The sequence below is a fragment of the Polymorphobacter fuscus genome (assembly GCF_011927825.1).
In the GTDB taxonomy this organism is placed as follows: Bacteria; Pseudomonadota; Alphaproteobacteria; order Sphingomonadales; family Sphingomonadaceae; genus Sandarakinorhabdus; species Sandarakinorhabdus fusca.
The window spans coordinates 258,535-277,799 of record NZ_JAATJI010000001.1 but is presented as its reverse complement, the minus strand read 5'-3'; the positions used below and the strand labels follow the sequence as shown (position 1 = coordinate 277,799).

At 67.1% G+C, this 19,265-nt stretch carries 18 protein-coding genes and 1 pseudogene; 5 read left to right on the top strand and 14 right to left on the bottom strand.

Annotated elements, in window-relative coordinates; translation table 11 throughout:
* The first annotated feature begins 35 nt into the window (after positions 1 to 35).
* Both GGQ62_RS01355 and GGQ62_RS01350 read left to right on the top strand, forming a co-directional pair.
* Positions 36 to 266 (top strand): AbrB/MazE/SpoVT family DNA-binding domain-containing protein, encoded by a 231-nt coding sequence (locus GGQ62_RS01355; RefSeq protein ID WP_152576835.1) that lies wholly within the window; start codon positions 36 to 38, stop codon positions 264 to 266.
* Positions 256 to 594, top strand: a complete 339-nt coding sequence (locus GGQ62_RS01350; protein ID WP_152576836.1) for a type II toxin-antitoxin system PemK/MazF family toxin — start codon at positions 256 to 258, stop codon at positions 592 to 594. Before GGQ62_RS01355 ends, GGQ62_RS01350 begins: the two co-directional genes overlap by 11 nt.
* On the opposite strand, the gene hflX is transcribed toward GGQ62_RS01350, so the two are convergent.
* The 7 genes and pseudogenes from hflX to dusB form a co-directional block, all read right to left on the bottom strand.
* The gene (hflX, locus tag GGQ62_RS01345; RefSeq protein ID WP_424022205.1) at positions 589 to 1,902 is read right to left on the bottom strand and encodes a GTPase HflX; all 1,314 of its coding nucleotides are present in this window, start codon (positions 1,900 to 1,902) and stop codon (positions 589 to 591) included. The genes GGQ62_RS01350 and hflX overlap by 6 nt on opposite strands.
* 11 nt (positions 1,903 to 1,913) lie before the next feature.
* Positions 1,914 to 2,141, bottom strand: a pseudogene (gene hfq, locus GGQ62_RS01340) (RNA chaperone Hfq); the annotation flags it as partial.
* 140 nt (positions 2,142 to 2,281) lie between these two features.
* Complete coding sequence (ntrX, locus tag GGQ62_RS01335) at positions 2,282 to 3,679, bottom strand: nitrogen assimilation response regulator NtrX (RefSeq protein ID WP_152576838.1); 1,398 nt, start codon at positions 3,677 to 3,679, stop codon at positions 2,282 to 2,284.
* A gap of 14 nt (positions 3,680 to 3,693) precedes the next feature.
* The gene (locus GGQ62_RS01330; RefSeq protein ID WP_167649424.1) at positions 3,694 to 5,994 is read right to left on the bottom strand and encodes an ATP-binding protein; all 2,301 of its coding nucleotides are present in this window, start codon (positions 5,992 to 5,994) and stop codon (positions 3,694 to 3,696) included.
* Between the two features lie 79 nt (positions 5,995 to 6,073).
* Positions 6,074 to 7,498, bottom strand: coding sequence for a nitrogen regulation protein NR(I) (gene ntrC / locus GGQ62_RS01325; RefSeq protein WP_152576840.1), 1,425 nt, complete (start codon positions 7,496 to 7,498; stop codon positions 6,074 to 6,076).
* A complete protein-coding gene (locus GGQ62_RS01320) occupies positions 7,495 to 8,559 on the bottom strand; it encodes a two-component system sensor histidine kinase NtrB (RefSeq protein WP_152576841.1) in 1,065 nt (354 codons plus the stop codon). The genes ntrC and GGQ62_RS01320 overlap by 4 nt, the downstream gene beginning before the upstream one ends.
* A complete protein-coding gene (gene dusB, locus GGQ62_RS01315) occupies positions 8,559 to 9,563 on the bottom strand; it encodes a tRNA dihydrouridine synthase DusB (protein WP_279379629.1) in 1,005 nt (334 codons plus the stop codon). The genes GGQ62_RS01320 and dusB overlap by 1 nt, the downstream gene beginning before the upstream one ends.
* 81 nt (positions 9,564 to 9,644) lie before the next feature.
* On the opposite strand from dusB, the gene GGQ62_RS01310 reads away from it, so the two are divergent.
* The 3 genes from GGQ62_RS01310 to speB are packed head-to-tail and all read left to right on the top strand — an operon-like array spanning position 9,645 to position 12,083.
* Entirely contained in the window at positions 9,645 to 10,793 is a 1,149-nt protein-coding gene (locus GGQ62_RS01310) for a bifunctional 2-C-methyl-D-erythritol 4-phosphate cytidylyltransferase/2-C-methyl-D-erythritol 2,4-cyclodiphosphate synthase (protein ID WP_152576843.1), read from the top strand.
* A gap of 1 nt (position 10,794) precedes the next feature.
* Positions 10,795 to 11,292 carry a CinA family protein gene (locus GGQ62_RS01305; RefSeq protein ID WP_152576844.1) on the top strand — a complete coding sequence of 166 codons (498 nt, stop codon included), beginning with the start codon at positions 10,795 to 10,797 and terminating at the stop codon, positions 11,290 to 11,292.
* Positions 11,289 to 12,083, top strand: coding sequence for an agmatinase (speB, locus tag GGQ62_RS01300; protein WP_152576845.1), 795 nt, complete (start codon positions 11,289 to 11,291; stop codon positions 12,081 to 12,083). The genes GGQ62_RS01305 and speB overlap by 4 nt, the downstream gene beginning before the upstream one ends.
* Here the strand turns inward: speB and GGQ62_RS01295 are convergent.
* The 7 genes from GGQ62_RS01295 to pdhA form a co-directional block, all read right to left on the bottom strand.
* The gene (locus GGQ62_RS01295; RefSeq protein ID WP_152576846.1) at positions 12,052 to 12,534 is read right to left on the bottom strand and encodes a type II toxin-antitoxin system RatA family toxin; all 483 of its coding nucleotides are present in this window, start codon (positions 12,532 to 12,534) and stop codon (positions 12,052 to 12,054) included. The genes speB and GGQ62_RS01295 overlap by 32 nt on opposite strands.
* 2 nt (positions 12,535 to 12,536) lie before the next feature.
* On the bottom strand, positions 12,537 to 13,469 hold the full coding sequence (gene lipA, locus GGQ62_RS01290; RefSeq protein ID WP_152576847.1) for a lipoyl synthase: 933 nt from the start codon (positions 13,467 to 13,469) through the stop codon (positions 12,537 to 12,539).
* A 97-nt stretch (positions 13,470 to 13,566) separates the two neighbouring features.
* Complete coding sequence (locus GGQ62_RS01285) at positions 13,567 to 13,941, bottom strand: hypothetical protein (protein WP_152576848.1); 375 nt, start codon at positions 13,939 to 13,941, stop codon at positions 13,567 to 13,569.
* 83 nt (positions 13,942 to 14,024) lie between these two features.
* Positions 14,025 to 15,419 carry a dihydrolipoyl dehydrogenase gene (gene lpdA, locus GGQ62_RS01280; RefSeq protein WP_152576849.1) on the bottom strand — a complete coding sequence of 465 codons (1,395 nt, stop codon included), beginning with the start codon at positions 15,417 to 15,419 and terminating at the stop codon, positions 14,025 to 14,027.
* Positions 15,416 to 16,753, bottom strand: coding sequence for a pyruvate dehydrogenase complex dihydrolipoamide acetyltransferase (locus tag GGQ62_RS01275; RefSeq protein ID WP_243451554.1), 1,338 nt, complete (start codon positions 16,751 to 16,753; stop codon positions 15,416 to 15,418). The genes lpdA and GGQ62_RS01275 overlap by 4 nt, the downstream gene beginning before the upstream one ends.
* Complete coding sequence (locus tag GGQ62_RS01270; RefSeq protein WP_424022206.1) at positions 16,750 to 18,159, bottom strand: pyruvate dehydrogenase complex E1 component subunit beta; 1,410 nt, start codon at positions 18,157 to 18,159, stop codon at positions 16,750 to 16,752. Before GGQ62_RS01270 ends, GGQ62_RS01275 begins: the two co-directional genes overlap by 4 nt.
* Positions 18,159 to 19,211: a pyruvate dehydrogenase (acetyl-transferring) E1 component subunit alpha gene (gene pdhA, locus GGQ62_RS01265; protein ID WP_153401085.1), complete on the bottom strand. Its 1,053-nt coding sequence runs from the start codon at positions 19,209 to 19,211 to the stop codon at positions 18,159 to 18,161. The genes GGQ62_RS01270 and pdhA overlap by 1 nt, the downstream gene beginning before the upstream one ends.
* Between the last annotated feature and the right edge of the window lie 54 nt (positions 19,212 to 19,265).

The following is a 19,265-nucleotide window of genomic DNA, read 5'->3' as shown; positions in this document are numbered from 1 at the left end:
AAGTATTACTCGGTAATACCATTTGGAGGTCCGCGATGGGTGCCGAGTTCAGTCGCCTCACCGGAAAATACCAGGCGACCGTTCCTGCCGGCGTGCGGCGGACATTGGGCGTCGGCGCGGGCGACCGGCTCGCTTGGGAGGTCGATGGCGATGTCGTGATTCTGCGACGCGCTCCGAGTGTTGATGACGGCTTTGCTGCCGCCCTGTCAGACACGATGTCCGAATGGTCGACGGCCGAGGACGAGGCTGCGTGGCGTGACCTTTGAAACGTTCGACGTCGTCATCGTCCCCTTCCCGTTCACCGACAAGGCCACGGCCAAACGTCGTCCTGCCGTCGTCATCAGCACCGCTGGCTTTGCCGCCAAGACGGGCCATGTCATCGCCGTCATGGTGACCAGCGCCAGGCAATCCGCCTGGCCCGATGACGTGCCGCTGACCGACCTCGCGGCCGCCGGCTTGCCGACAGCGTGCGTCGCGCGCCTGAAGCTGTTTACTCTCGATGCCGCGCTGGTCATTCGCGCATCGGGTCGGCTGGCGGCGATCGATGCCGCCAACCTTGCCGCCGCGCTCAAGTCGGCAATCGCGCCGCTATAGCGCCGCGAACCGCGCCCGGTCGGCGTCGCTCAGCCGCACCTGCAGTGCCACGCCGCCATCCTCGTCGTGCCGGCCGATGACATCGCCATGCTCGTGCAGCCAGGCCATCCGCCGCCCGTCGTTATTGGTCAGGTGAATGTCATGGACATGGGTGCCGGCCCGCAGCAAGATATCCATCTGCTCGCGCAGCGCGTCGACGCCTTCGCCGGTCAGCGCCGACACCGCGATCGCATCATCGCCCTGCACCAGCGCCGCGCGGGCGTCGGGGTCCATGGCGTCGATCTTGTTATAGACCGTCAGCATCGGCACGCGCTTCAGTTCGTCGGCGAGCCCCAGCCCGGACAGGACATTCGCCACATCCTGTGCCTGGGCATCGCTGTCCGAGTGCGAGATATCGCGGACATGAACGATGAGGTCGGCTTCGATGACCTCCTCCAGCGTCGCACGGAATGCCGCCACCAGCTGCGTCGGCAGGTCGGAGACAAAGCCGACCGTGTCCGACAGCACGACCTTGTCGTGCCCCGGCAGCTTGATCGCCCGCATCGTCGGATCGAGCGTTGCGAACAACAGGTCCTCGGCACGCACTTCGGCGCCGGTCAGCCGGTTGAACAGCGTCGACTTGCCGGCATTGGTATAGCCGACAAGTGCCACCACCGGCCAAGGCGCGCGCTGGCGCTGCCGCCGATGCAGCCCGCGGGTGCGCCGCACATCGTCGAGCTCTGCCTTCAACCGCACGATGCGGTCGCGGATCAGGCGCCTGTCGGCCTCGATCTGGCTTTCACCGGGGCCGCCGAGGAAGCCGAAACCGCCGCGCTGCCGTTCAAGGTGAGTCCACGACCGGACCAACCGGCTCGCCTGATATTGCAGATGCGCCAGTTCGACCTGCAACGTGCCTTCGCGCGTCGATGCGCGTTCGCCGAAAATCTCGAGGATCAACCCGGTCCGGTCGATGACCTTGGCCTTCAGGTCGCGCTCCAGGTTGCGCTGCTGGATCGGCGTGACGATACCATCGACAATGACCACCTCGGCGCCATGGGCGGCTACCGCCGCTGCAAGGCGCTCGATCTGGCCCTTGCCGAACAGGGTCGAGGCACTGGCGGTGCGCAGCTTGATGATTTCGGAATGGACGACATCGAGCGCGATGGCGCGCGCCAGGCCTTCCGCTTCCGCAAGCCGGGCATCAGGCAGTCGCAGCGACGGCGGCGCCTTGGGGCCTTCGCGCACCGGCAGCACGACGACCGCGGGCGCGCCGAAGCGCACCCCGCGGCCGTCGTCCCAAATTCCAAAACCCGGTTGCGCTGTTGTCAATCGTCATCGCCTTCTGCTTCGAACATCTGCACCGGCGATGCCGGCATCACCGTCGAAATCGCATGTTTATAGACCAGTTGCGAATGGCCATCGCGGCGCAGCAGCACCGAAAAATTGTCGAACCAGGTGATGATTCCCTGCAATTTCACCCCGTTGACGAGGAACATCGTCACCGGGGTCTTGGTCTTCCTGACCGCGTTGAGGAACACGTCCTGGAGGCTGTTGGGCTTATCGGCCATGGAGTTTCGCTTTCCGTTCGTTTCACTGCACGCGGCAGTGCCCGCCTCGTTGCCCGGCGCCGGCAAGGGTGCCTGCCCGACACCCTTGGCGCCAAGATAGGGTGGGTCCGGGCTTTACTCAATCCCGCGCCGCCGCCGTCTCAATCTTCCGGCGCGACCTCCTCCGCCGCGTCGTCGGACAGGCCGAGCGCCTTCAACTTGCGGTGCAATGCTGACCGTTCCATGCCGATGAACGCCGCGGTGCGGGAGATATTGCCCGAAAAGCGCCGGATCTGGGCGCGGAGATATTCGCGTTCAAAGGCTTCGCGCGCCTCGCGCAGCGGCGTCCCCATGATCGATCGCACCGCCTGCCCCGGCACCAGCCGTGACGGTTCGGCCGTCACTTCGGCGGGCAGCATAGTGATGTCGATCGACCCATTGGCGTCGGTCGGCGCCAGGATCATCGTCCGTTCGACGACATTGCGCAGCTGGCGGACATTGCCCGGCCAATCATAGGTCTGCAGCGCCGCAATCGCATCGTCGCTCAACCGCGGCGGCGACACCCGGCGTTCGGCGGCATAGCGGGTGAGGAAATACTGCACCAGTTCCGCCACATCCTCGCGCCGTTCGGACAGCGCCGGCAGCCGCACCGGAACGACGTTGAGCCGGTAATAAAGGTCCTCGCGGAACCGCCCGGCGGCAATCTCTGCCACCAGGTCGCGCGATGTCGCGCTGATGACGCGCACATCGACCCGCACCCAGCGCGACCCGCCGACCCGCTGGAAAATCTGCTCGGTCAGCACGCGCAGGATCTTGGCCTGGGTCGGCATCGGCATGTCGGCGACATCGTCGAGGAACATGGTGCCGCCATGCGCCTGTTCGAACAGGCCCGACCGCACCAGATGGCCGCCCTCCTCGACGCCGAACAGGGCCTCCTCCACCCGCTCCGGGGTCATCCGCGCGGCGCTGACGACGACGAACGGCGATCCGGCGCGCGAACTCCACTGGTGGAGCAGCCGCCCGGCCACTTCCTTGCCCGATCCGGCCGGACCGGTGATCAGCACGCGGCTGCCGGTCGCCGCCACCCGCTTCAACGTCGCCCGCACGGAATTGATCAGCGGGCTCGACCCGGTCAGCTCGGTGTCGAAGCCGACGCGTTCCTTCAACGCCTCGAACTCGCGTTTCAACCGCTCGGTCTCGGTGGCCCGCTGCACGACAAGCAGCAGCTGTTCCGCCTGGAACGGCTTTTCGATGAAGTCATAGGCGCCGCGCTTGATCGCAGCGACCGCGGTTTCGATATTGCCATGGCCTGAAATCACCACCACCGGCAGGGTAGGATCGCGCTGCTTGATCTCGTCGAGCAGCTCGATCCCGTCCAGCCGCGACCCCTGCAGCCAGACATCGAGCACGACCAGGGACGGCCGCCGCTCGGCCAGCGCCGCCAGCGCCGAATCGCTGTCGTTGGCGGTGCGCGTGTCATAGCCTTCGTCGCCCAGGATGCCCGAAATCGCGGCGCGAATGTCGGCCTCATCGTCAACGATCAATATGTCGATTGCCATGGTAAAATCGGGTCCTAGGCTGTCAGCTTGAAGGGCGGGGTCGACAGGTCGGCGGGCTCGGCGGCCATGGCGCGGCTCAACCGCACCCGGATCGCGGCACCGCTGCCCGGCGCATCGCCCAGGGTCAGCACGCCGCCATGATCCTCGATGATCTTGCGGACGATGGCGAGCCCCAGCCCGGTGCCGCGCGCCCGCGTCGTCACATAGGGCTCGGTCAACCGGTCGCGGCTTTCGGCCGGCAGCCCGACGCCATTGTCGGTAACGGTCACCGTCACCGCGTCGCGGCTATCGGCAATGGCGATCTCGATCACCCCCGGCGCGCCGATCGTCGCCGCCGCCGTTTCGCGCTCGATCCGCGCCATCACCGCCTCGCCGGCGTTCTTGACGATGTTGGTCAGCGCCCGCGCCAGCTGCTGACGATCGCAGACCAGCGGCCGATCGGTGCCGCCGGTGACGAGCAGGCGGATGTCGGGGAACGCCATTTCCTGCAGCACCAACGTGTCGCGCACGATGGTGTCGAGATCTTCGGGCGCAAATACCGGCCGCGGCAGCCGGGCGAAGTCCGAGAATTCATCGACCATGCGGCGAAGGTCGCCGACCTGCCGGACAATCGTCGCCGTCAGGATGCCGAAGGTTTCCGGATCGTCGCTGATCTGCCGGCCATATTTGCGCTGCAGCCGTTCCGCCGCCAGCTGGATCGGCGTCAGCGGGTTCTTGATCTCGTGCGCGATCCGTCGTGCCACATCGGCCCAGGCAGCGCGGCGCTGGTCGGCCAGCTGCGCCGAAATATCATCAAAGGTCAGCACATAGCCGCCGCCGCTTTCCGCCGCGATCCGCACCGACAGCGTCTGCGTATCGGCACCGCGCGCGATCCGCGCCTGGCCGGCGGCATCGCCCTTGCGCTGCGCTTCGGCGAGCAATGTCGCCAGTTCGGGCAGCGCCTCGTGCAGCGGCTGGCCGGTCAATGCGTCTTCCGAACTTTCCAGCAGCAGCGCCGCGGACCGGTTGGCGGCGCGGATATGCCCCGTCGGCGCGATCGACAGCACGCCGGCCGAAACGCCCGACAGCACGGCCTCGGTGAATTGCCGCCGCTCGTCGAGCTGCTGGTTGGCGCCGATCAGCGCGCGTTGCTGCGCCTTCAATTCGCCCGTCATCCGGTTGAACGCCCGCGCCAGCGTGCCGATTTCGTCGGGCGAGCCGCGCACCGCCACCCGCGCATCGAGGTCGCCGGCGCCGACCCGCTCCGCCGCTTCGGCCAGCCGCGCGATCGGCGCGACCAGCCGGTTGGCGAGCCACAGCGCGAACCAGATCGCCACCGCCAGCGTCAGCACCGACACGCCGATCAGCATCAGGTTGAAGCGCAGCTGCATGACTCGCGACCGCTCGATCAGCGCCCGATATTCGTCGAGCGCGCCCGCCGCCGCATCGGCGCGCGCCAGCACCACCGGGTCGACCTTGCGGCTGACATAGATATAGCGCTGGGCCGATGGCGAGGTCGCGACCACCGCTTCGACGCGGTCCGCCCCCTGCGCCACCACTGTCGCCGCGCCGACACGCGCCTTGTCGAGGTCGAGCTGCGAAAGCCGTGCGATGACCGCCGCCGGCTTGATGCCGGTGCTGGCGATCGGGGTCAGCTTGCCGTCCGGCCCGCGGCCGACGATCGCGGCTTCGGTCAGGCTTCGTGCCGCCACCTGCAGGCGCAGGCCTTCGCCGAACGAGACGCTACCGAGTCCGAAATCGGTCGCATAATTTTCCATGTCGATCGCCATGGCGACGATATCTTCGGCGACACGCTGGCGGTTCTCCTCGACATAGGCCTGCGCCACCTCGTTCGAGCCGTCGAGCACTGTCTTGACCCGGTCCGAAAACCAGAATTGCACGCCGAACTGGAACAGCAACGAGGCAAAGACCACGACAAGGATGGTCGGAACGGCGGCAATGCCGGCGAACAACGCGACCATCCGCACATGCAGCTGCGACCCCGCTAGCCGCTTGCGCCGGTTGGCGAGCAAGATCGCCACCCGCCGTGCGATCAGCACGACAAGCAACATCAGCGGCAACAGATTGGCGACCAGCAGCAGCGTGACCATCGGCGGCGACACGCCATTCGCCGGCGCCGCCCCCCCGGCGAGCAGCGCGTAGCTTGTCCACCCCATGACGATGGTGGCGATGGCGGCGGCAATTTCCAGCCGCGGATACAGATCGTTGCGCTGCACCCAGCGCCGCAGCCGCGCCCGCAGCCGCCGCCCCGGGCGCCGCAGGGGCCGCACGTCAGCCGCCGGTGTCGCCGGCAACACCTCGGGGGATACAGACACGCCAGTCATCCAGTGGTGATGATAGGCGCAGCGCGTGGCAAAAGGAACACACTTCGTTGCGGCGATGCGACACGGGGTTTCAGCCGCGCCGGGCCGGCTGCGGATCCAGCCCCAGATCGTCGAGTTTTCGGCGCAAGGTGTTGCGGTTCATCCCGAGCAGCTTCGCCGCCTTCAATTGGTTGCCGCCGGTCGCGTCCAGACAGGCAGCGATCAGCGGGCGTTCGACTTCGGCGAGCAGCCGGTCATAAACGCCATCGGGCGGCAACGCCGGCCCGAAAGCCTGGAAATAGGCTGCGATATGCGCTGCCGCCGCCTCGCTCAGCGTCGCCGACACCGGCGGCCCCGGCGGCACGGCGCGGTTGCCCAGCCCGGCCTGGACCGCCGCCGCCGTGATGAGGTCACCGCGTTCGAGAACCGCCAGCCGCCGCATCAGATTTTCCAGCTCGCGGACGTTGCCGGGCCAGCGATGGGCCTGCAACGCCTCGACGGCACCGGCATCGATCGTCTTGCGCGGCAACCCCTCACGCGCGGCAGTGTCGAGGAAATGCCGCGCCAGCGCCGGAATATCCTCCGCCCGCGCCCGCAGCGGCGGCAGCGACAGCGGCACCACGTTCAGCCGATAATAAAGGTCCTCGCGGAACCGGCCGGCGTCGATCAGCCCGGCCAGGTCCTGGTTGGTCGCCGACACGATGCGCACATCGGCGCGCTGGCTGCGCGTGCCGCCGACAGTAGTGAACTCGCCGGTCTGCAACACCCGCAGCAGCCGGGTCTGGGCGTCGATCGGCATGTCGCCGATCTCGTCGAGAAACAGCGTGCCCCCCTGCGCCTGTTCGAACTTGCCCGATGCCCGCGCCGCCGCGCCGGTGAAGGCACCGCGTTCATGCCCGAACAATTCGCTCTCGATCAACTCGCGCGGGATCGCCGCCATGTTGAGCGCGATGAACGGCCGCTGCGCCCGCCCGCCCATGTCATGGATGGCGCGGGCCACCAGTTCCTTCCCGGTGCCGCTTTCGCCCAGGATCATCACCGTCAGGTCGTTGGGTACGACGCGCGCGACGACACGATACACTTCCTGCATCGCCGGCGACCGCCCGATCAGGGCCGTATCGTCACGGCCGAAATCGGCGGTGTCGATGTCGCTGCGACCTTCCAGCGCCGACTGAATTGAACGCACCAACTCGTTGAGATCGAACGGTTTTGGCAAATAGTCGAAGGCGCCGTTCTCGGTGGCGCGCACGGCCGTGGACAGCGTGTTCTGTGCGCTCATCACGATCACCCGCAACCCGGGGCGCATCGCCAGCAGCTTGGGGATCGTGTCGAGCCCATTGGCATCGGGCAGAATGACATCGGTAACGACGACATCGCCGACACCTTCGCCGACCAACTTGACCAGCCCCGCCGCCGTCTCGGTCAACCGCACGGCAAAACCCGCGCGGATCAGCGCCTGGCGGACGACAGTGCGGATGGCAGCATCGTCGTCCGCAACCAGGACCGTCGCCGTCATGTCCCCGCGACCGGCAGCAGCACGCGAAAGATCGTCCGCTCGGGTTCGCCCGCCCGTTCATATTCGACAACACCGCCATGGTCGGCGACGATCTTGGCGACCAGCGCCAGCCCCAGCCCCGACCCGCCGCGCTTGGAAGTCACGAACGGCTCGAAGATATGGTCGCCCAGATCGGCATGGATGCCGGGACCGCTGTCGATGATGCGCACCTCGATCGGCAGCGACACCGGCGCTCCGCCACCTTCCGGCCGCACCTTCAGCCCGGCGCGGAACGCCGTCGAAATCACGACATCGCCGTCCGTTTCAACCGCCTCCACTGCGTTCTTCAACAGGTTCAGGAAGACCTGCACCAGCGAATCGCGGTTGGCAGCGACCATCGGCAAGGACGGATCATAGCGTTCGCGGATGGCGATGCCGGCACCGAACCCCTGCTGTGCCAGTCTGCGGACATGGCCCAGCACCTCATGGATATTCTCCGGCCGCAACCGCAGCGGGCGCGTGTCGGTAAAGCTCTCCATCCGGTCGACGAGCTTGGCGATGCGATCGACCTCGGCGACGATCAGGTCGGTCAATTCGCGGCCGTCGGCATCGGCGCCGGTTGCCAGCAGTTGCGCTGCGCCGCGGATGCCCGACAGCGGATTCTTGATCTCATGCGCCAGCATTGCCGCGACGCCGACCGCCGAACGTGCGGCGCCCTGCTGCTGCACCTGCCGATCCACCATCGTCGCCACCGACCGGGTCTGGATCGCCACCGTTAGCCAGCCCGGCGCATCGCCGACGGGCGCCACCAGCACATCGGCTCGCACGCTGCGCCCGGCCGGAAACACCAGCGCCATGTCATAGGCCGCGCAGCCGCCACCCTCGCTCCGGGCGCGCCGCACCAACCCCTCGATATCGCGATTTCGCCCGAACGCCGCTGCCCAGCCGCGCTCCGCCAGCGCCTGCTGGCTGGCATTGAGAAAGGTCTCCGCAGCGATGTTGGCAAGCGACAGGCGCCCGTCGGGCGCGACCAGCACGGCGGGCACGGCAAGCCCGGACAGGAGCTCGGCCGGCCCGGCCATCAGGCCGCGAGCGCTTGCGCGTGCATCTGGCTTTCGAAAAAGCGGTCGATCATCGAAACCACCGCAACCGGATCCGGCAACTGGTTGACAGCGTTGCGGAATGTCCCTGAATCGTGCAGCCCCTTGGTGTACCAGCCAAGGTGCTTGCGCGCCAGGTTGACGCCGATGACCGGACCGTAGAGGTCGATCATCATCGCATAATGTTCGCGCACCAGGTCATGCTGCTGGGCAAGCGTCGGGTCTGCCGGCACCGGCCGCCCGGTCAGCGCCGCCATCACCTGCGCGATCAGCCACGGCCGGCCATAGGCGCCGCGCCCGATCATCACGCCATCGGCCCCGGACTGGTCGAGCGCCGCCTCCGCATCGGCAATCGAGCAAATGTCGCCATTCACGATAACAGGCACTTGCACGGCATCCTTGACCTGCCGGACAAACCCCCAATCGGCAGTTCCCGAATAGAGCTGGCAACGGGTCCGGCCGTGGACGGTAATCAGCTGAATGCCCAGATCCGCCGCCACGCGTGCCAATTCGGGGGCGTTCAGGCTGCCATGGTCCCAGCCCATCCGCATCTTCAGCGTCACCGGCACCTTCACCGCCTTGACCGTGGCTTCGATGATCCGCCGCGCCAGGTCGGGTTCCCGCATCAGTGCCGACCCGGCATGGCCATTGACCACCTTCTTCACCGGACAGCCCATGTTGATGTCGATGATCGCGGCCCCCAGCCCTTCGTTGAGCTTCGCGGCTTCCGCCATCCGCTCGGGCTCGCACCCGGCGAGCTGCATCGATACCGGCTCTTCCGACGCGTCCCAAGCGGCCTTCTGGCGCGACTGGCGGGTGTCGCGGATCATCGCCTCGCTGGCGATCATCTCGGTCACCGTCAGCCCGGCGCCATAGCGTTTGACCAATGTACGGAACGGCCGGTCGGTGACACCCGTCATCGGCGCCAGGATCACCGGCGTGTCGAGCGTCAACGGCCCGATGGGAATGGCGGGGATGCGGTTCACAGGAAGTGCCCAAAAAACAGGCACGCGCCATATCGGCTTTCCCCCTGTTCGGCAAGCCGCGGGCAGGTTAGAGACGCGGCGGTGACCGTTACCGCCCTCATCGTTGCCGCCGGAAAAGGCCTGCGCGCCGGCGGCGAAGTGCCCAAACAATATCAGCACGTCGGCGGCGTCATGCTGCTGCGCCATGCCGTGCTGCGCCTCCAGGCGCACGGCGGCGTCGATACCATCCGCGTCGTCATCAATCCGGCCGATCGCGACCTTTACGACGCCGCCGTCGCCGGCCTTGCCCTCGCTGCGCCGATCGCGGGTGGCGACACCCGCCAGGCCTCGGCGCGCGCCGGGCTGGAAGCGCTCGCCGCCGATCCGCCCGACCTCGTTCTTGTCCATGACGCGGCCCGCGCCTTTGTCCCCGACGCCGTGCTCGACGCGCTGCTGGCAGCGCTCGGCGACCCGGCAAACGACGGCGCTGTCCCCGCCCTTGCCGTCACCGACAGCCTGCGCCGCGGCACCGACCATTACGACGCCGCCGTCGACCGCGACGGCCTGTGGCGCGTGCAAACCCCGCAGGCATTTCGCTACCCGGCGCTCGTCGCCGCCCACCGTGCCGCAGCCGCAGGCGCCACCGACGAGCTCGCCATCGCCATGGCCGCCGGGCTGCGTGTCGCCATCACGCCCGGCGACGAACGCGCTTTCAAGGTGACGGAGCCTGCGGATTTTGCCAAGGCAACAGCCATGGTTACCCCTGCCCTCACCAGCCGTGCCGCCGGCGGCTTCGATGTCCACCGCTTCGGTCCCGGCGACCATGTCTGGCTGTGCGGCGTGCAGATCCCCCACAGCCATGGCCTCGTCGGCCACAGCGACGCCGATGCCGGCCTCCACGCCCTCACCGACGCCCTGCTCGGCACCATCGCCGCGGGCGACATCGGCGACCATTTCCCGCCGAGCGACCCGCAATGGAAGGGTGCCGCCTCCGACCGCTTTCTCGCCCATGCCGCCACGCTCGTCCGCGCCGCCGGCGGCATCATCGACCATGTCGATGTGACGTTGATCTGCGAGCGTCCCAAGATCGGCCCCCACCGCGAGGCGATGCGCGACCGCATCGCCGCAATCCTCGACATTTCCGCCACCCGCGTCAGCGTCAAGGCGACGACGACCGAGCTGCTCGGCTTCACCGGCCGCAGCGAAGGCCTGGCGGCGCAGGCGATGGCAAGTGTAAGGCTGCCGGAATAGCATGGACCCCGACCTCATCGCCGCTGCCGCCCGCGTCCTCGACGCCAACCGCGCCCTTGGCCGCATGGTCGCGGTCGCCGAAAGCTGCACGGGCGGGCTGGTCGCAGCCGCGCTGACCGAAGTCCCCGGCAGTTCGGACGTTTTCGAGCGCGGCTATGTGACCTATTCGAACGAGGCCAAGATGGAGGCGATCGGCGTCAGCCGGGATATCGTCGAAACCTTCGGCGCCGTCTCGGTCGCCGTCGCCTGGGCAATGGCTCAGGGCACGATCCGGCACAGCCATGCCGATATCGCCGTTGCCGTTACCGGCATCGCCGGCCCCGGCGGCGGATCGGCCAAGAAGCCCGTCGGCACCGTCGTCTTCGCCCGGGCCATGCGCGGCGGCGACCCCGACATCGTCGTCGCCGATATCCGCCACTTCGGCGACGTCGGCCGCAGCGAAATCCGCCGCCAGGCGGCGCTGGTGGCCCTCGACCTGCTGATGCCCGAAACCAGATGACCGCCGTCCGGCTGATCGGCCTGCCGACCGACGTCAATTCCAGCTTCGTGCGCGGTGCCGCCGCCGCCCCGGCGCGGATCCGCGCCCAGCTGTTCTCGCCGCATTCGAACCTGGCCAGCGAAGGCGGTGGGGAAATCGGCCGCGACATTGCACTCACCGACGCCGGCGACCTGGCGCTGACCGAGGGTCGCGGCGACGCTGCGATCATCACCGCCGCCGTCGCTGCGGCCCTTGCCGCTAGCGCGGCGCCGCTGCTGCTCGGCGGCGATCACAGCGTCACTTTCCCGATCGTCACCGCCATCGCGGCGCATCATGGCCCGGTGACCATCCTCCACTTCGACGCCCACTCCGATCTCTACGACGATTTCGAAGGCAATCCGGCCAGCCACGCCTCGCCGTTCGCGCGGATCATGGAGGCGGGGATGGCGCGCCGCCTTGTCCAGGTCGGCATCCGCACGCTCAACGACCATTGCCGCGCCCAGGCGGCGCGCTTCGGGGTGGAAATCGTGCCGATGCGCGACTTCACCCCCGATGCCGTGCCGCGCCTCGATGGCCCGGTCTATGTGTCGGTCGATCTCGACGGGCTCGATCCGGCATTCGCGCCCGGGGTCGCCCACCATGAGCCCGGCGGGCTCAGCACGCGTCAGTTGCTCGATGTGCTCGCGCGCGTCGACGCGCCGGTGGTCGGCGCGGACATCGTCGAATACAATCCGGGGCGCGACATCAACGACATGACGGCGGTGGTCGCCGCCAAGCTGGTCAAGGAACTGGCGGCGCTGCTGGCGCGGTGACCGGCGGCGCGGACCCTGGCGGGCCATAGACAGCCGCCGCGCGCGTTTCGAATGCCCCGACCATGCGCTTGAAGGCTTCCGAAAAGAACATGCCCGCAAGCCGTTCGAACATCCGGTTGTTGAATTCGAAGTCGACACAGAAATCGATCTCGCAGCCGCCATCGTCCGCGGCGCGAAAAACCCAGTCGTTCTTCAAATATTTCAGCGGTCCGGAAATATAATCCACATGCACCTGTTTCGGCCGGTCGAGCGTAACCCGGCTGGTGAAACGTTCGCGCACCATCTTGAAGCCGACAACCATGTCGGCGGTTACGACATTGCCTTCATGGCTGCGAATCCGCATCGCCTGCACCCAGGGCAGGAAGTCGTCATATTTGGCGACGTCGGCGACAAGGTCGAACATCTGCTCCTGGCTCCAGGCCAGGTGACGGGTTTCCGAATGACGTGGCATGGCTATCCCAGCGCGGCGACGCGCTTGGCCTTCATCTCGGCAAAATCCTTGCCGGCGTGATAGGACGACCGCGTCAGCGGTGACGCCGCGACCTGCAGGAAGCCCTTGGAACGCGCCACGGCGGCATAGGCGGCAAAGGTCGCCGGCGGCACGAATTCGATCACCTTGGCGTGGCGCGGCGTCGGCTGCAGATATTGCCCGCAGGTCAGGAAATCGACCCCCGCGGAGCGCATGTCATCGAACACCTGGTGCAGTTCCAGCGGCGTTTCGCCCAGCCCCACCATCAGCCCCGATTTGGTGAACACCTGCGAACTCAGTGCCTTGACCTGGTCGAGCAGACGCAACGAATGATAATAGCGGGCGCCCGGGCGGATCGTGGGATAGAGGCGCGGCACGGTTTCCAGATTGTGGTTGTACACATCGGGGCCGGCATCGACGATCATTTCCACCGCCCGCTTCGCCTTGTTGCGGAAATCGGGCGTCAGGATCTCGATCGTCGTGTTCGGCGCGTGCTTGCGCAGTTCGTTGATGACCTTGACGAACTGGCCGGCACCGCCGTCGGGCAGGTCATCGCGATCGACCGAGGTAATGACGATATGCTCCAGCCCCAGCGCGCCGGCGGCTTCGGCGACATGCATCGGCTCCAGCAGGTCGACCGGCCCCGGCATGCCGGTCTTGACGTTGCAAAAGGCGCAGGCACGGGTGCAGGTTTCGCCCAGGATCATCACCGTCGCGTGCTTCTGGCTCCAGCACTCGCCGATATTGGGGCAGGCCGCTTCCTCGCAGACGGTGTTGAGCTTCAACCGCCGCATCAGCGCCCGGGTTTCGGCAAAGCCCACCGACGTCGGCGCCCGCACGCGCAACCAATCCGGTTTGCGCGCACGCACCGGCTCCAGCGACAGCACGGACACGTCGGGATTGGCAGCTTCGCTCATGGTCACCAGATAGCGCCTGCAACCCCAAATGCCAATCGCGGAGCGATGCCGCAGCGACATGGCAGACATGGTCCGGGGCGCGCCGAACGGACGCCGATCACTTCGCCGGCTCGCTGAACAGCCAGCCGCCGCCGGCCGGCGCGCCGGCACGCTGTTCCACCCAGGCCTTGTGCTTGCGCATGCCACAGCCGAAGTTGCCGCCCGCCCCGGCGACACCGCAGCTACCGATGCCGCCGGCATCGTAATCAAACAGCCCGTTGCGTTCCCGCGATACGCTGACAGCGTTCGGATCGCCGCGATCGCGTTCCATCGGCAATGGCAGGCGATAGGGGGATTTCGGCGGGTCGGTGTCGGCGCAGACGACAATCTCTCCCGGCGCCGCCTTGGGACACAGCGCGCTCAGCTTGGGCGGGATCTGCGCCGCCGCCGGGGCGACCGCTGCGGCCAGCGCCAGCCCGGTGCACCACTGCACGACGCCGAACGCCCGTTTCGCCCGGCCATGCCAACGCCGGCTGGCAGGGCCGTCGCGCGTCCCCCCAGCCGCCACCGTGCGGCCTAGAAGTGCAACGCCCGGCCATAGGCCGACAGCACCGATTCATGCATCATCTCCGACAGCGTCGGGTGCGCGAACACCGTTTCCATCAGCTCGGCCTCGGTGGTCTCCAGCCCGCGGGCGATGACATAACCCTGGATCAGCTCGGTCACCTCGGCGCCGACCATATGCGCGCCCAGCAGTTCGCCGGTGCCGGCATCGAACACCGTCTTGACGAACCCCTCGGCCTCACCGAGCGCGATCGCCTTGCCATTGCCGATGAACGGGAATTTGCCGACCTTGACGCTGTGGCCGGCGTCTTTCGCCTTGGCCTCGGTCAGCCCGACGCTGGCCACCTGCGGCCGCGAATAGGTGCAGCCGGGAATGTTCCAGGTTTCGAACGCATGCGGGTGCAGGCCGGCGATATTCTCGACACAGACGATGCCCTCGTGGCTCGCCTTGTGCGCCAGCCAGGGCGGCCCGGTGACGTCACCGATGGCGTGGAGGCCCGGCACGTTCGTCTGGCCAAAGCCGTTGACCTGGATATGCCCGCGGTTGGTCTCGACACCCAGCGCTTCGAGCCCGATATTCTCGGTATTGGGCACGATGCCGATGGCGACGACGACGTGCGAAAATTCCCCGGTCGTCGCCTTGCCGTCGGCGGTGGTGATCGTCGCCTGCACGCCGGCGTCGCCCGGCGTCACGTCACTGACCTTGGCGCCGGTGATGATCCGCATCCCCTGCTTGGCCAGCGTCTTGGCCATGAACGCCGAAATTTCCTCGTCCTCGACCGGCAGGATGCGGTCGAGCATCTCCACCACCGTCACCTCGGCACCCATATCGTTGTAGAAACTGGCGAATTCGACACCGATCGCGCCCGACCCGATGACAAGCAGCTTTGTCGGCATTTCTGGCGGCACCATGGCGTGGCGATAGGTCCAGATGCGCTTGCCGTCCGCGGCCAGTCCAGGGAGGTCGCGCGCCCGCGCACCCGTCGCGACAATGACATTCTTGCCGTCGAGAACGCGCGTCTGGTCGCCGGTCGTCACCGTCACCTGCGTCGCCGCGGTCAGCGTGCCACTGCCTTCGACGACGATCACCTTGTTCTTCTTCATCAACGACTTGACGCCGGCGTTGAGCTGCCCCGCGACCTTGCGCGACCGCTCGGTCACCTTGGCGAGATCGAACGACACGCCGGTCGCCGACAGGCCATAGGCATTGGCATGGGTCATGTAGTGATAGATCTCGCTGGTGCGCAGCAAGGCCTTGGTCGGGATGCACCCCCAGTTGAGACAGATGCCACCCAGCCGCTCGCGCTCGACAATGGCGACGGACAGGCCTAGCTGCGCCGCACGGATGGCGGCGACATAGCCGCCAGGGCCGGAGCCGAGGATGACGAGGTCGAAGGACTCGCTCACGCCACCAGCCCCAGCGGGTTCTCGATCAGTGCCTTGAAGGCCCCCATCAGTTCCGCGCCATCGGCGCCATCGATGGCGCGATGGTCGAAGCTGCCCGTCACGCTCATCACCGTCGCCACCACGACAGCGTCGCCGTCGACCACGGCGCGCTTTTCGCCCGTGCCGACCGCCAAAATCATCGCCTGCGGCGGATTGATGACGGCATCGAAGTTCTTGATACCGAACATGCCCAGATTGCTGACCGACGCCGTGCCGCCCTGATACTCATGCGGCTGCAACTTGCCCTCGCGCGCCTTCTCGGCCAGCGCCTTCATCTCGGTCGCGATCACCGACATCGGCTTCAGATCGGCCCCGACGATGATCGGCGTGATGAGGCCCGACGGCGCCGCCACCGCCACCGAAATATCGGCGCGACTGTAGCTGATGAGGTTGTCGCCAGCGAATGACACATTGCACTTGGGCACCTGGCGCAGCGCCAGCGCCAGCGCCTTGATGACCATGTCGTTGACCGACAGCTTGATCTTGCGCGGCTCCAGCGCCTTGTTCAGCTCGCCGCGCAGCTTGAGCAGTGCATCGAGCCGCACATCGACGGTCAGATAGATATGCGGGATGGTCGCCTTGGCCTCGGTCAACCGCTTGGCGATGACCTTGCGCACATTGCCGAGCTTGACGACCTCGTGCGGAATATCGCTGGTCGGAACAGGCGCAGGCGCGGCCTTCTTCTCCCCGCCCGAAACGGGAGCGGTCGGGGCCGGGGCCTCTGCCGCCACAGCCGCAGCCTTCGGCGCCGGCTTGCCGGCCGCCGCCTCGACATCGGCCCGCACTATCCGCCCGTTCGGCCCGGACCCGGTCACCCCGTCCAGCGCCACGCCCTTCGCTTCGGCAATCCGCCGCGCCAGTGGCGAAGCGTTGACGCGCCCTTCCTTGCCTTCTTCTCCCCTCCCGCTCGCGGGAGGGGTTGGGGGTGGGTTCTCCACCGCAACAGGCGCAACCTTGGGAGCCTCAACAACAGCAGCGGGTGCTGGCGGCACAGAGGCCCCACCCCCGACCCCTCCCGCAGGCGGGAGGGGAGCAGCAGCAGGCGCAGCCTCCTCCCCCTCACCCGCCAGCCGCAAGATCACCTGCCCCACCGGAACACCCTCGGACCCGGCCGCCACAACCAGTTCGGCAACCACACCCTCGTCGATGCTCTCGACTTCCATCGTCGCCTTGTCGGTCTCGATCTCGGCGAGCACATCGCCCGATTTCACGGCATCGCCGACCTTGACGAGCCATTTCGACAGCGTGCCGGTCTCCATCGTCGGCGACAGCGCGGGCATGGTGATGTCGATCATTTGTAGCAGACCTTCTTCGCCGCGCTCACCACATCCTCGGCCTTGAGCAGCGCCAGCTTTTCCAGATTGGCCGCATAGGGCAGCGGCACATCGACATTGGTCACCCGCAGCACCGGCGCATCGAGGTCATCGAACCCCTGCTCCATCGCCACCGCGATGATCTCGCTCGAAATCGAGCAGACCGGCCAGCCTTCCTCGACCACGACCATGCGGTTGGTCTTCTTCAAGGACGCCAGCACCGTCGCCGTGTCGAGCGGCCGCAGCGTGCGCAGGTCGATGACCTCCGCCTCGATGCCCTCGCCGGCGAGCGTCTCCGCCGCCGCCAGCGCCACGCCGACGCCGATCGAATAGCTGACCAGCGTCACATCCTTGCCGGGCCGCACGATCGACGCCTTGCCGATCGGCACGACAACATCGTCACCCTCGGGCACGTCGAAGCTCTGGCCGTAGAGCAGCTCATTCTCCAGAAACACCACCGGATCGGGCGAGCGGATGGCGGCCTTGAGCAGCCCCTTGGCATCGGCGGCGCTGTACGGCGCAATGACGATCAGCCCCGGCACGCTGGCATACCAGGGCCCGAAATTCTGGCTGTGCTGCGCCGCGACGCGCGACGCGGCGCCGTTCGGCCCGCGGAACACGATCGGGCAGCGCATCTGGCCGCCCGACATGTAATTGGTCTTGGCCGCCGAATTGATGATGTGGTCGATCGCCTGCATGGCAAAATTGAAGGTCATGAACTCGATGATCGGCTTCAACCCGCCCATCGCCGCGCCGGCGCCGAGCCCGGCAAAGCCATATTCGGTGATCGGCGTATCGACGACGCGCTGGCCGCCGAACTCCTCGAGCAGCCCCTGGGTGACCTTGTAGGCGCCCTGATATTCGGCGACTTCCTCGCCCATCACGAACACTTCGGGCGTCGTCCGCATTTCCTCGGCCATCGCGTCGCGCAGTGCTTCGCGAACGGTCTGGCGCTTGGTCGGGCCGGTCACTTCGACCACGGGCACGCCCTGCGCCGGCACCAGCGGCGTTTCCGCCGGCGGCGCCTTGGGTTCGGCGGCCGGCGGCGCCGCGGCGGTCACCACCTGCGCCTGTTGCGGCGTGTCGGCGGCGGCTGCCGGGGCGGCGGGCTGGGCCGGCGCGGCAGCCTTTGCCGGCACTTCATTCTCGTCCTCGCCGCGGATCACCGCGATCACCGTGCCGACCTTGACGCCTTCGCTGCCGGCTTCGACGTCGAGGCGGGCCACCACGCCGCCGTCATCGGCTTCCAGTTCCATCGTCGCCTTGTCGGTTTCAATCTCGGCCAGCACATCGCCCGGTTTCACCGTATCGCCGACCTTCACCAGCCATTTCGCCAGCGTGCCTTCTTCCATCGTCGGCGACATGGCGGGAAGCTTGATCTCGGGCATCAGTAGGTCCCCACCAGAACATCGGTGTACAATTCGGCGGCCGCCGGTTCAGGCGTGCTTTCGGCAAAATCGGCGGCGGCGGCGACGATGTCGCGCACGTCCTTGTCGATCGCCTTCAACGCCGCCTCATCGGCAAAGCCGGCATCGATGATCTCGCGCTTGGCGTGCTCGATCGGGTCGGACTTGTCGCGCATCGCCTGGACTTCCTCGCGGCTGCGATATTTCGCCGGGTCGGACATCGAATGGCCGCGATAGCGATAGGTCTTCAATTCCAGCAGGATCGGCCCCTTGCCGGCGCGCACCCAGTCGGTCGCCGTCTTGGCGGCGCCGCGCACCGCCAGCACGTCCATGCCATCGACCTGCAGCCCCGGCACGCGGAAGCTCTCGCCGCGCCGGTACAGCTGGTCCTCGCTCGACGAGCGATTGACGCTCGTTCCCATGGCATATTGGTTGTTCTCGATGACGAAAATCACCGGCAGCTTCCACAGCTCGGCCATGTTGAAACTTTCATAGACCTGGCCCTGGTTCGACGCGCCGTCGCCGAAATAGGTCACCGCGAGCCCGCCATCGCCGCGATATTTGTGCGCAAAGGCCAGGCCCGTCCCCAGCGGCACCTGCGCCGCGACGATGCCATGGCCGCCGTAAAAGCCATGTTCGACGCTGAACATGTGCATCGATCCGCCCTTGCCCTTGGAAATGCCCGCGGCGCGTCCGGTCAGTTCGGCCATAACCGCATTGGCTGGAATCCCGGCTGCCAGCATATGGCCATGGTCACGATAACCAGTGATAACCGAATCGGTTGATTTCAGCGCATCCTGGATGCCGACGACAACCGCTTCCTGGCCGATGTAAAGATGGCAGAACCCGCCGATCATCCCCATGCCGTACAACTGCCCGGCACGCTCCTCGAACCGGCGGATCAACAGCATCTGGCGATAATAGGCGAGCAGCTCGTCCTTGGTCGCGACGTGCCGTATAGGTTCGTCAGGCCGGGGCCAATTGCCGGCGACCGGCGCGGGTGGTGCAGCTTTGGGCTGTGCGGAACGGGCCAAGGGGGTCGCCTCCGGTGAAATGATATGTCCGGGTATCGGGCCTTTGCCCGGCCT